Below are 12340 nucleotides of genomic sequence, written 5' to 3' on the forward strand. Positions count from 1 at the left end.
CCGTGGCCGAGGTCAGGCCGGGGCGACGACGACGCGCGCCCGGTCCCCCGCGGCCAGGCGCGCGGCCACGGCCCGGACCTGGCCGGCGTCGACCTCGCGGACCCGGGCGAGGGAGGCCGCCAGGTCCACGTACTCCCCCGTGACCAGCTCGGCCCGTCCCAGCCGGGACATGCGGGCGCCCGTGGACTCCATGCCCAGCACGGTGCCGCCGCAGATCTGCCCGTGGGCGCGCGCGAGCTCCTCCCCGGTGACGTCGGCCTCGGCCATCCGGTCCAGCTCGGCCTCCATCAGCGCGGCCACCTCGTCCACCCGGTCCGGCTGGCAGCCCGCGTACAGGCCCCAGTAGCCGGCGTCGGAGTACCCGGCGGAGAACGAGTAGGTGTTGTAGGCCAGGCCGCGGCGCTCGCGGATCTCCTGGAACAGCCGCGAGGACATGCCCCCGCCCAGGACGGACTGCATGACGCCCAGGGCGAAGCGGTCCGGGTCCGTGGTGGACAGCGAGCGGCCGCCGACGAGGACGTTGGCCTGCTCGACCGCCTTGGTGACGGTGTGCGTGCCGGTCCGCACCCGCGAGGCCGCGGCCCCGGCGGTGTCCACGGCACGGCGCGGGGCGGGCAGGGCTCCCGGGGTGAGCTCCCAGCCCGAGGCGCGCAGGGCGGCGAGGACGAGGCGGCAGACCTCGTCGTGGTCGAGGTGGCCGGCGGCGGTGACGACGAGCTCGTCCGGGCGGTACCAGTGCGTGTAGTGCCCGACCACATGGTCGGGGGTGACGGCCCGGATCGTCTCGGGCGTGCCGCCGATCGGCCGGCCGAGGGGGTGGCCGTCCAGCATGACCTCGGCGAGCTTCTCGTGGGCCACGTCCACGGGGTCGTCCGCGTCCATGGCGAGCTCCTCGAGGATCACGCCGCGCTCGGTCTCGAGCTCGTCCGGGTCGATCAGGGAGGAGGTGAGCATGTCCGTGAGGACCTCCACGGCCATCGGCAGGTCCTCGTCCAGCACGCGGGCGTGGTAGACGGTGGACTCCTTGGCCGTGCCGGCGTTGGACTCCCCGCCCACGCGGTCGAAGGCGGCCGCGATGTCCATCGCGGTGCGCGTGGGAGTGCCCTTGAAGAGCAGGTGCTCGAGGAAGTGCGTGGCGCCGTAGCCCTCGGGCGACTCGTCACGGGACCCGACGGCCACCCAGTAGCCGATGGTCACCGAGCGCTGGTCCGGCATGGCCTCGGTGAGCACGCGGACGCCGCCGGGCAGCACGGAGCGGCGCACCACGGAACCGTTGCCCTCGTCCGCCAGCACGCCGTCGAAGTCCAGGGGGATCTCACGGTGAACACTCATGACGGCCATTCTCGCCCATGCGCGACGACGGCGCCGCACCACTCGCGGGGAGGGTGCGGCGCCGTCGTGGTCACCGGGCCGGGCGGGGCGGATCAGGCCTCGATCTGCGAGGACTCGATCGCGTCCGCGGTCTCGGCCAGGGCGTCGGACTCCGCCACCACCGGGGAGAGGGACAGCTTGCCGCGGTCGTCGATCTTGGTGATCTCGACCTGGACCTTCTGGCCCACGCCGAGCACGTCCTCGACGTCGTCCACGCGCTTGCCCTCGTTGAGCTTGCGCAGCTCGGAGATGTGCAACAGGCCGTCCTTGCCCGGGGTGAGCGAGACGAACCCGCCGAACGTGGTCAGCTTCACCACGGTGCCGAGGTAGCGCTCACCGACCTCGGGGACCTGCGGGTTGGCGATCGCGTTCACCGCGGAGCGCGCGGCCTCGGCCGAGGCGCCGTCGGTGGCGCCGATCAGCACGGTGCCGTCGTCCTCGATGGTGATGTCCGCGCCCGTGTCGTCCTGGATCTGGTTGATCATGGCGCCCTTGGGGCCGATGACCGCGCCGATCTTGTCCACCGGGATGCGCACGGAGATGATCCGCGGGGCGGTGGGGGCCATCTCGTCCGGGGCGTCGATGGCGGCGTTCAGCACGGACAGGATGTGCAGGCGCGCCTCGCGGGCCTGCGTCAGGGCGGCGGCCAGCACGGAGGCCGGGATGCCGTCCAGCTTGGTGTCCAGCTGGATCGCGGTGACGAACTCCGCGGTGCCGGCCACCTTGAAGTCCATGTCGCCGAACGCGTCCTCGGCGCCGAGGATGTCGGTCAGGGCCGCGTACTGGGTCTGGCCGTCCACCTCGGCGGAGACCAGGCCCATGGCGATGCCGGCCACGGGCGCACGCAGCGGCACGCCCGCGTTCAGCAGGGACAGGGTGGAGGCGCAGACGGAGCCCATCGACGTCGAGCCGTTGGAGCCGAGGGCCTCGGAGACCTGGCGGATCGCGTAGGGGAACTCCTCGCGGGCCGGCAGCACGGGCACGAGGGCGCGCTCGGCGAGGGCGCCGTGGCCGATCTCGCGGCGCTTCGGGGAGCCCACGCGGCCGGTCTCGCCGGTGGAGTACGGCGGGAAGTTGTAGTGGTGCATGTACCGCTTGGCCGTCTCCGGCGCCAACGAGTCGATCTGCTGCTCCATCTTGAGCATGTTCAGCGTGGTGACGCCCATGATCTGGGTCTCGCCGCGCTCGAAGATGGCGGAGCCGTGCACGCGGGGCAGGACCTCCACCTCCGCGGTCAGCTTGCGGATGTCCGTCAGGCCGCGGCCGTCGATGCGCACCTGGTCGGTGAGGATGCGGCGGCGCACGATCTGCTTGGTGAGGGAGCCGTAGGCCTTGGCGATCTCGCCCTTGCGCTCGGCGAAGTCCTTGCCCTCGCCGGCGAGCTCCTCGAGCACCTCGAGCAGGTAGGCGTCCGAGGCCGACTCGCGCTCCTGCTTGTCGCCGATGGAGAAGATCTCGGTCAGGCGGTCCGTGGCGAGCTTCTCGACGGCGGCGTAGGCGTCGTCCTGGTAGTCCTGGAACACGGGGACGTCCACCGGGTCCTTGCCGGCGCGCTTGACCAGGTCGGCCTGGGCCTCGCACAGGGCGCGGATGAAGGGCTTGGCGGCCTCGAGGCCCTCGGCCACGATCTCCTCGGTGGGCGCCTGCGCGCCGCGCTCCTTGACCAGGGTCCAGGAGTCCGGGGTCGCCTCGGCCTCGACCATCATGATGGCGACGTCGTCGCCCACCACACGGCCGGCCACGGCCATGTTGAACACGGCGCCCTCGAGCTGGGAGTGCTTCGGGAACGCGACCCACTGGCGCGTGCCGGAGCCGTCGTCCATGAGGGCCATGCGCACGCCGCCGATGGGACCGGAGAACGGCAGGCCGGACAGCTGCGTGGACAGGGAGGCGGCGTTGATGGCCACCGTGTCGTAGATCTCGTCCGGGGCGATCGAGGTGACGGTCACGACGACCTGGACCTCGTTGCGGATGCCCTTGACGAACGCCGGGCGCAGCGGGCGGTCGATCAGGCGGCAGGTGAGGATCGCGTCCGTGGACGGGCGGCCCTCGCGGCGGAAGAACGAGCCGGGGATGCGGCCCGCGGCGTACATGCGCTCCTCGACGTCCACGGTCAGCGGGAAGAAGTCGAAGCCCTCGCGGGGCGACTTGCCGACGGTGGTGGCGGACAGCATCGACGTCTCCTCGTCGATGTAGACCATGGCGGCGCCGGCGGCCTGCTGGGCGAGGCGCCCGGTCTCGAAGCGGACGGTGCGCTTGCCGTACGAGCCGTTGTCGATGACGGCCTCGGCGAAGGTGATCTCAGGACCCTCCATGAGGGCCTCCTTTCAGGTGGACGGCGCCGCAGGCGTCCCTGTCCCCCTGGTCTTCGATCGAGGCCCTCGGCGTCCCGCCGTGCGGCGGGGTCCGGGAGCCACTGTCGAGGACCGCGGGCGATGGGCGCGGAGCCGTCGGGTGTGTCGATGATGCGGGGATGCGCGCCATGGCGCGCCGGAGTGCCGCAGGCTGCGGCGGTCTCCCCCCGGGACACACTACGTGCGTCCGGGGGCAGACGAAAGGCGGCGCCGGCGCTCGCGGGTCTCCCGCGGGCTCCGGCGCCGCCTCCTCAGGTCACTTGCGCAGGCCGAGGCGCTCGATCAGCGCGCGGTAGCGCTCGATGTCGACCTTCTGCAGGTAGCCGAGCATGCGACGACGGCGACCGACCAGGGCCATCAGGCCGCGACGGGTGTGGTGGTCGTGCTTGTGCTCCTTGAGGTGCTCGGTCAGGTCCTTGATGCGGCGGGACAGGACCGCGATCTGCACCTCGGGGGAGCCGGTGTCGCCCTCGTGGGTGGCGTACTCCTTGATGATCTGCTGCTTGACAGCGGGATCCAGGGCCATGGTGGGCCTCCTTCACTTCGGTACCGCGAACACGGGCCGCGCCCCGCCGGGGCGGACGACGCGGGGCCCACCCCACCGCGGACTGCAGGGAGGCCGAGGGTCGAGTCTACCGCATCGCCTACCCTGGCCCGGTGAGCACCCCACCGGTCCCCCACTCCCCGGCCCCGTCGTCGTTCCCCCTCCGGCCGCCCGCGCCGCCCCTGGATCTGCCGCTGATCGGCCACGGCTACCCCGCGCTGCTGCGCACGCCGCGGGCCCGATGGTGGAACCCGCTCGCGTCCTTCGGCCTCGTGCTGGCCGGCCTGGTGGGCCTCCTCGTGCTCGGGGGCGTGCTGGGCGCTCTCGCCCTGATCGCCACGTCCGGGCCCGCGCTGCTCGGCGCGGCCGACCCGACGGACGTGACCGACCTCGACCTGTACTCCGCGCCCATGGTGCTGCTGAACAACCTCCTGCTCGCCGCGCTGATCGGGGTCGCGCTGCTGGCCGTGGCGCTGGGCCACCCCGTCGCCGCCCGCTTCGTCCACTCGGTCGAGGGCCGCGTGCGCTGGCGCTGGCTGGCGCGCTGCGTCGTCGTGCTGACGCCGCTGTTCCTCGCCTACGTGCTGGGCGCGTGGGCCCTCGACGGCGCCCCCACGGCCCCGCGCGCGCAGGACTGGGTCTGGCTGCTCGTCATGGCGTTCGTGCTCACCCCGTTCCAGGCCGCGGGCGAGGAGTACCTGTTCCGCGGGTGGCTGCTGCTGGCCGTCGGCACGTGGATCCGCCGGCCGGTCGTGGCCGCTGCGGTCACCGCGGTGCTCTCGGCGGCGACCTTCTCGCTCGCCCACGGCTCGCTCGACCCGTGGATCCTGCTGGACCTCGCCGCGTTCGCCGTCGCCGCCGTCCTGCTCACGTGGCGCACGGGCGGGCTCGAGGCCGCCGTCGCCCTCCACGTGGTCAACAACGTGGTGATCATCGCCGTCGGCACGCTCGTGGGCACCGTCGAGGACAGCTACGTGGGCGCGGAGACCGCCGGCTCCCCGGCGGCCACGCTGCTCTCGGTGGCGGTGGTCGCGGTGGCCACGGCGCTGCTGCTCTGGCAGGCGCGGCGGGCCGGGATCGCCCGGACGGTCCCGGTCACCGTGGGCGCCCGCCCCTGACCGGCGCCGCCCACCAGGCCACCGTCACGTAGGGCACCTGCAGGACCGCGTCCGCCGCATGGCCCAGGTGCTCGTGCAGGTACCAGTCGAGGTTGGCCGTCATCCGGGACCGGATCCGCTCGTCCGCGCGCAGCCAGTACGAGCGCGAGGCCATGAGTCCGTGCAGCCCCGCCGCGGTCATGGGCTGCGTCCACGCCCAGCGCGCGTGCTCCTCCGCCCCGAACGGGGCGGCGAACCGGCGCTGCTCCGGCCGGGCGGCGTGCACGTCCCCGGCGTGCATGATCCGGGTGAGACGGTGCACCCACGGCACCGCCGTGTCGAGCTGGTTCCACACCGCGGCCAGGCGCCCACCCGGGCGCAGCACCCGTGCGGCCTCCGCGCTCGCCGCGGCCGGGTCCATCCAGTGCCATGCCTGGGCCGCCAACACGGCGTCGGCGCTCGCCGCCGGCAGGCCCGTGGCCTCGCCCGTGCCCGGCACGGCGCGCACCCGCCCGCCCGTGCCGGCCGCGACCTCGCGTTCCAGGACGGCGCGCATCGACGCCGACGGCTCGAGGGCCGTCACCGTCCGCACCCGGTCCGCCGGGCGGGCCGCGAGCAGCCGGGTGAACAGTCCCGTCCCGGCCCCGAGCTCCACCACCTCCGCGCCGTCGGCGATGCCCGCCAGGACGCGGTCCACCACGGCGGCCGGGTAGGAGGGGCGGACGGCGTCGTAGTGCTCCCCGCCGGTCTCGAAGGGGTTGGGCCCGGCCCGACGGGCCCGGGCCGGGCGCCCCGGCAGGTTCGGCACAGCGGGGGGAGCGCCCGGCTCCGGGGCGCTCACCGGTCGGAGGGGGTCGTGGCCAGGATCGCCCGGGCCTCGTCCACGTCCTGCGTGATCTGCGCCACGAGCTTCTCGACGCCCTCGTAGGCGACCATCCCGCGCAGCCGGGCCACGAACTCGACCTCGATGTGCTGGCCGTACAGGTCGAAGTCCTCCACCCGCTCGTCATGGCGGTCGATCACGTGCGCCTCCACCACGCGGGAGACGTCCTCGAACGTGGGGTTCGAGCCGATGGAGATCGCGGCCGGCCACACGCCGCCGTGCGCGTCGTGCACCCAACCGGCGTAGACGCCGTCGGCCGGGATCATGCCCTGCACATCCGTCTCGAGGTTCGCCGTGGGGAAGCCGAGCTCGCGGCCGCGCGCGAACCCGTGCACCACCTCGCCGGCGAGCACGTGGTGCCGGCCGAGCACGGCCGCGGCCTGGGCGACGTCGCCCGCGGCCAGGGCCTCCCGCACCCAGGTCGAGGAGCAGCGGCGCTCCGGCTCGGCCCCGTGTTCGGCGGGGAACTCCTCGACGGCCTCGACCTCGAAGCCGTAGCGGGCCCCCAGGCGCACCATCTCCGCGACGTCGCCGGTGTTGCCCCGGCCGAAGCGCACGTCGTGCCCCACGACCACGACGGCGGCGTGCAGCCCGTGCACGAGCATGCCGCGGACGAACTCCTCCGGGGACTGGTCCGCGAACTCGAGGGTGTAGCGCTGCAGGAGCACCGCGTCCAGACCCGCCTCGTCCAGGAGGACGACCCGCTGCTCGGGGCTGATGATGTCCACGTGGGGCACCTCGGGATGGTGCACGGCGCGCGGGTGCGGGGTGAAGGTCACGGCCACGGCCAGGGCGTCGCGGGCCCGCGCCAGCTCGACGACCCGGCGCAGCACCTCCCGGTGGCCGCGGTGCACGCCGTCGAAGTTGCCCAGGGTGACCACGGTGCGCGGCAGGTCCGTGGGGACCTCGTCCAGGCTGTTCCAGACCCGCATCAGAGCGCCCCCGCCTCGGCCGGGCGGGCGGGGCGGTGCGTCAGCAGCCAGATCAGGCCGACCACCGGCAGCACGAGCGGCACGTAGCCGTAGCCCGCGCCGAACCGGGACCACACGGTGTCGTGGGCGAACATCCCCGGATCCAGGACGGTCCACAGGCCCACGCCCACCACGCCGGCCAGCTCCACGAGCACGGCGCCCAGCGCCACGGCCCAGGCGCGCGCGCCGGAGCGGGCGAGCGCGAACGTCGCCACGATGTACACGACCGCCGCGACCGCGGAGAGCGTGTACGCCACGGGGGCGGCGTCGAACTGCGTGAGGATCTGGAAGAGGCTGCGCGCGCTCGCCGAGAGGGCGAACACCGCGTAGACCATGACGATGATCCGGCCGAGACCCTGGTTGCGCGCGGGGGCGCCGTCGCTGGGTGCCATGTCCATCCTCCTCACCACTGCCCGAACCAGATGACCTGCATGCGATGCAGCATCACGGCGATCGTGGGCCCGACCACGGCCAGCACGAGGTTGGACCACCGGGTCTTGTCCGTGACGGCCCAGCCCACGGCGATCACCGGCACGATCAGGGCGGTGAGGATGTAGCCCCAGAACTCCCAGCCGGGGCCGTTCAGGGTGTCCCCGCCGAGCTGGCGGACGGCGGCGGCCGCCGCATAGACGAGCGTGAACAGCTCGACGGCGGCCACCGAGAGGATCGAGGCGTCCGCGGGGTGGCGGCGGATCGCCGTCATCACCACGCAGACGACGAACGAGACGGCACCGATCACCAGTCCCGTCCAGAACCAGGCGTCGAGGATCATGCGGTCCTTCCCTGTCCCGGCCCCTCGGCCGGGGCGAACACGAGCTGGGGCTTGGCGACGTCGGCGCCGCGGCGGCGCACGTCGGAGACGAGGGCGATGACGCGGCCGTCCGGCGCGCGCCCGGCGACGAGCGTCTCACCCGTGCCGGTGGGCGCCACGACCCGCCCGAAGGCGAGCTCGTGGGCCTCGTGCTCCGTCAGCTCGCGCACCGGGAAGAGCCCGGCGGCGGCCTCGGAGAGCTCGGTCATCGCGAACCGCTCCGCGAGGGCCTCGAGCGAGAGCGCGTCGGCCACGTCGAACGGGCCGACGGCGGTGCGGCGCAGCGCCGTCAGGTGACCGCCGGTCTCGAGGGCCTCGCCCAGGTCGCGGGCGAGCGCCCGGATGTAGGTCCCGGAGGAGCAGCGCACGGTGACGTCGAGGTCGACCAGCCGGCCGCCGTCGAGCCGGCGCAGCTCGTGCACCGTGAACTCGTGCACGGTGACGGGGCGGGCGTCGAGGGTGACGTCCTCTCCCGCGCGGACGCGATCGTAGGCGCGCCGGCCCGCCACCTTGACGGCGGAGACGGCCGAGGGCGCCTGCAGGATCTCGCCCGTGAGGGCGGCGACCTGCTCGGCCACGCGCTCGGGCGTGACGGCGTTGGCCAGCCGGGTCTGCACGACCTCGCCCTCCGCGTCGTCCGTGACGGTCGACTGCCCGAGCCGGATCGTGGCCGTGTACGTCTTGTCCGTGCCCGTGATGGCGGTCAGCAGGCGCGTGGCCTTGTTGACGCCGACCACGAGCAGGCCCGTGGCCATGGGGTCCAGGGTGCCGGCGTGGCCCACCTTGCGGGTGCCCGCCAGCCGGCGGACCCGCCCGACGACGTCGTGCGAGGTCCACCCCTGCGGCTTGTCCACGAGGACGACCCCCGACGCCTCCGTTCCCGGCGCGTCGGGGGCCTGTCCCCCGGTGCTGCGTGCGCTCACCGTGCCGCGGGCCTCAGGCGCGCGGGGCGTCGTCGGCGTCGGCGTCCGGCTCCGCGGTGCGGTACGGGTCCGCGTCACCGGCGTACGACGCGCCCTCGCGCGCCTTCGCCAGCTCGGCGTCCCGCTCCTTGGCCGCGCGGAGGACGTCCTCCAGGTGTGCGGCCGCCTCGGGGACGGTGTCCGCCACGAACTCGAGTGTGGGCACCAGGCGGATGGTGAGCCCGCGGCCCACCTCGCGGCGCAGGATGCCGCGGTTGTCCTGGATGCCCTCGTGGGCGGCGGCCACCGTGGCCTCGTCGCCCAGGACGGTGTAGTAGACGGTGGCGTGCTGCAGGTCGTTGGTCACGCGGACCTCCGTCACGGTGACGGGCTCCACGCGGTCGTCCTTGACGCCGCGGCGCAGCGCCTCGGCCACGAGGACCTTGATGCGCTGGGCCAGACGGCCGGCGCGTGCCGGATCGGCCATGGTGCGGTTCCTTCCGGTGGTGATGGTTCAGAGGGTGGGACGCGGAGGGCGGGGGCCCGTGCGGGCCCCCGCCCCGGCCGTCAGACGCGCGGCTTCTCCTGCATCTCGAAGGTCTCGATCACGTCGCCCTCCTTGATGTCGTTGAAGCTGCCCAGGCCGATGCCGCACTCGTAGCCCTCGCGGACCTCCGTGGCGTCGTCCTTGAAGCGGCGCAGCGACTCGATCTTGAGGTGATCGGAGACCACCACGCCGTCGCGCACCAGGCGGGCCTGGGCGTTGCGGCGGATGAGGCCCGAGCGCACGAGCGAACCGGCGATGTTGCCCCACTTGGAGGAGCGGAACACCTCGCGGACCTCGGCCGAGCCGAGCTCGACCTCCTCGTACTCCGGCTTCAGCATGCCCTTGAGCGCGTTCTCGATGTCGTCGATCGCGTCGTAGATCACGCTGTAGAAGCGCATGTCCACGCCCTCACGGTCGGCCAGGTCGGCGACCCGCTCGGCGGGGCGCACGTTGAACCCGATGATGATGGCGTTGTCCACGGTCGCCAGGTTCACGTCATTCTGCGTGATGGCGCCGACGCCGCGGTGGATGACGCGCAGCTGCACCTCGTCCTCGCCGACCTCGATCTTGAGCAGCGAGTCCTCGAGCGCCTCGACGGCACCGGACGCGTCGCCCTTGATGATGAGGTTGAGCGTGTCCAGCTTGCCCTCGGCCACGGCCTGGTCGAAGTCCTCCAGGGTGATGCGCTTGCGGCGCTTGGCCAGCTGGGCGTTGCGGTCCGCGGCCTCGCGCTTCTCCGCGATCTGGCGGGCGGTGCGCTCGTCGTCGGTGACGAGGAACGAGTCGCCGGCACGCGGCACCGCGGACAGGCCGAGCACCTGGACGGGACGCGACGGATCGGCCGCCTCCACGGCGTTGCCGTTCTCATCGAACATGGCGCGCACACGGCCGTGGGCGGAGCCCACCACCATGGTGTCGCCCACGCGCAGCGTGCCGGTCTGCACCAGCACGGTGACGACGGCGCCGCGGCCCTTGTCGAGGTTGGCCTCGATGGCCACGCCGCGGGCGGCCTTGTGCGGGTTCGCCGTGAGCTCGAGGGCGGCGTCCGCGGTGAGCAGGATCGCCTCGAGCAGCTGGTCGATGTTGATGTTGTTGCGCGCGGAGACGTCCACGAACATCGTGTCGCCGCCGTACTCCTCGGGCACGAGGCCGTACTCGGTGAGCTGACCGCGGATCTTGTCCGGGGCGGCGGTGTCCTTGTCGATCTTGTTGACCGCCACCACGATCGGCACGCCGGCCGACTGGGCGTGGTTGAGCGCCTCGACGGTCTGCGGCATGACGCCGTCGTCGGCCGCCACCACCAGCACGGCGATGTCGGTGACCTTCGCACCGCGGGCACGCATGGCGGTGAACGCCTCGTGACCCGGGGTGTCGATGAAGGTGAGGCGACGCTGCTCGCCCTCGTGCTCCACGGGCACCTGGTAGGCGCCGATGTGCTGCGTGATGCCGCCGGCCTCGCCCTCGATGACGTTCGAGGAGCGGATGGCGTCCAGCAGACGCGTCTTGCCGTGGTCCACGTGGCCCATGACGGTGACGACCGCGGGGCGCGGCTCGAGGTCGGCCTCGTCCTCGTTGGCCGCCTCGGCCTCGAGGTCGATGTCGAAGGCCTCCAGCAGCTCCTTGTCCTCGTCCTCCGGGGACACGATCTGGACCTTGTAGCCCAGCTCGTCGCCGAGCAGCTGGAAGGTCTCCTCGTCGAGGGACTGGTTGGCCGAGGCCATCTCGCCGAGGGTGAAGAGCACCTTCACCAGGTCGGCGACGTCGGCGCGGATCTTCTCGGCGAAGTCGGCCAGGGACGCGCCGCGGCGCAGGCGCAGAACGGTGGTGCCGTCACCCTTGGGGACCTTGACGCCGCCGATCTCACGCGTGTGCTGCTGCTCGAACTCCTGGCGCTTCGCGCGCTTCGACTTGCGTCCCCTGCGCGGGCCGCCGCCGCGCCCGAAGGCGCCCTGGGCGTTGCCGCGACCGCCACGGCCGCCCGGGCCGCCGGGACGACCCGGACCGCCACCGGGGCCGCCGCCCGGACGGCCACGGCCGCGGGCCGGCTGCGGGGCCGGGGTGATCTGCTTGGGCATCATGCCCGGGTTCGGACGCGGCCCACCGGGGCGGGGACCGCCGGCGCCCGCGGCCGGGCGCGGACCGCCCGGACGGGGACCGCCGGCACCGGCCGGCGGACGGGGGCCGCCCGGACGAGGCGCGCGGTCCTCACGACCGGAGCGCATGCCCTGCGAGGGGGCGAACGGGTTGTTGCCCGGACGCGGAGCACCGCCACGGCCGCCCGGGCGGGCGCCCGGGCGAGGCCCGGCGGAGCCGCCCTTGGGGCTGAACGGGTTGTTGCCGGGACGCGGGGCGCCCGGCTTGGGCGCGGAGGCACCCGGCTTGGGCGCGGCGGCGCCCGGCTTCGGCACGGCCGACCCCGGCGTGGCCGGCGGCTGCGGGGCCTTCGGCTCGGCCGGGGCGGCCGGCGTCGGTGCGGCGGGGCCGGGGGTCGGGGCGGCGCCCGGCTTGGGCGCGGCGGTGCGGCCCGCGGCGGGACCGGGCGCCGGGGCGCCGGCATTCGACGTGGGGGCCGCGGCGCGCGGCGACGGGGCGGCCGCCGGCTTCGGCGCGGCGGAACGGCCCGGGGCGGCGGGCGTGGAACCGGGCTTGGCGGCGGACTTGCCGGCACCCGGGTAGGCGTTGCGCAGCTTCTTGACCACCGGGGGCTCGATGGTGGACGAAGCCGAGCTGACGAACTCGCCGAGGTCCTTGAGCGTGCTCAAGGCCTCCTTCGAGGTGATGCCGAGCTCCTTGGCGAGCTCATGGACGCGGACCTTGGCCACGGTTCTCCTGTTCTGGCCCCACGGGCCGGAACGGAGCC

General features: G+C 73.8%; 11 protein-coding genes. 1 reads left to right on the forward strand and 10 read right to left on the reverse strand.

Annotated features, from left to right (window positions below; all coding sequences use genetic code 11):
- Nucleotides 1-12: 12 nt before the first annotated feature.
- The 3 genes from DE149_RS03055 to rpsO all read right to left on the reverse strand — a co-directional run bounded on the left by DE149_RS03055 (nucleotide 13) and on the right by rpsO (nucleotide 4251).
- Nucleotides 13-1341 (reverse strand): M16 family metallopeptidase, encoded by a 1329-nt coding sequence (locus tag DE149_RS03055; protein ID WP_370446015.1) that lies wholly within the window; start codon nucleotides 1339-1341, stop codon nucleotides 13-15.
- Nucleotides 1342-1424: 83 nt separating this feature from the next.
- Nucleotides 1425-3686 (reverse strand): polyribonucleotide nucleotidyltransferase, encoded by a 2262-nt coding sequence (locus DE149_RS03060; protein ID WP_036315001.1) that lies wholly within the window; start codon nucleotides 3684-3686, stop codon nucleotides 1425-1427.
- 295 nt (nucleotides 3687-3981) lie between these two features.
- Nucleotides 3982-4251, reverse strand: a complete 270-nt coding sequence (gene rpsO, locus DE149_RS03065) for a 30S ribosomal protein S15 (RefSeq protein ID WP_017488396.1) — start codon at nucleotides 4249-4251, stop codon at nucleotides 3982-3984.
- Between the two features lie 131 nt (nucleotides 4252-4382).
- Here rpsO and DE149_RS03070 point away from each other — a divergent pair, with 131 nt between their 5' ends.
- On the forward strand, nucleotides 4383-5387 hold the full coding sequence (locus tag DE149_RS03070) for a CPBP family intramembrane glutamic endopeptidase (protein WP_044658601.1): 1005 nt from the start codon (nucleotides 4383-4385) through the stop codon (nucleotides 5385-5387).
- On the opposite strand, the gene DE149_RS03075 is transcribed toward DE149_RS03070, so the two are convergent.
- From DE149_RS03075 to infB, 7 genes are all read right to left on the reverse strand, one after another.
- Entirely contained in the window at nucleotides 5365-6207 is an 843-nt protein-coding gene (locus DE149_RS03075; protein ID WP_113913938.1) for a class I SAM-dependent methyltransferase, read from the reverse strand. The two genes, DE149_RS03070 and DE149_RS03075, sit on opposite strands and share 23 nt — an antisense overlap.
- On the reverse strand, nucleotides 6204-7181 hold the full coding sequence (locus DE149_RS03080; RefSeq protein WP_041104239.1) for a bifunctional riboflavin kinase/FAD synthetase: 978 nt from the start codon (nucleotides 7179-7181) through the stop codon (nucleotides 6204-6206). The genes DE149_RS03075 and DE149_RS03080 overlap by 4 nt, the downstream gene beginning before the upstream one ends.
- Nucleotides 7181-7612, reverse strand: coding sequence for a hypothetical protein (locus tag DE149_RS03085; RefSeq protein WP_036314984.1), 432 nt, complete (start codon nucleotides 7610-7612; stop codon nucleotides 7181-7183). Before DE149_RS03085 ends, DE149_RS03080 begins: the two co-directional genes overlap by 1 nt.
- 11 nt (nucleotides 7613-7623) lie before the next feature.
- A complete protein-coding gene (locus DE149_RS03090; RefSeq protein WP_002855305.1) occupies nucleotides 7624-7992 on the reverse strand; it encodes a hypothetical protein in 369 nt (122 codons plus the stop codon).
- Entirely contained in the window at nucleotides 7989-8954 is a 966-nt protein-coding gene (truB, locus tag DE149_RS03095; protein ID WP_078026112.1) for a tRNA pseudouridine(55) synthase TruB, read from the reverse strand. Before truB ends, DE149_RS03090 begins: the two co-directional genes overlap by 4 nt.
- Before the next feature lie 13 nt (nucleotides 8955-8967).
- Entirely contained in the window at nucleotides 8968-9420 is a 453-nt protein-coding gene (rbfA, locus tag DE149_RS03100; RefSeq protein ID WP_036314977.1) for a 30S ribosome-binding factor RbfA, read from the reverse strand.
- A gap of 80 nt (nucleotides 9421-9500) precedes the next feature.
- Nucleotides 9501-12302, reverse strand: coding sequence for a translation initiation factor IF-2 (gene infB, locus DE149_RS03105; RefSeq protein ID WP_113913939.1), 2802 nt, complete (start codon nucleotides 12300-12302; stop codon nucleotides 9501-9503).
- Between the last annotated feature and the right edge of the window lie 38 nt (nucleotides 12303-12340).

This window comes from Micrococcus sp. KT16, assembly GCF_003315015.1.
In the GTDB taxonomy this organism is placed as follows: Bacteria; Actinomycetota; Actinomycetes; order Actinomycetales; family Micrococcaceae; genus Micrococcus; species Micrococcus luteus.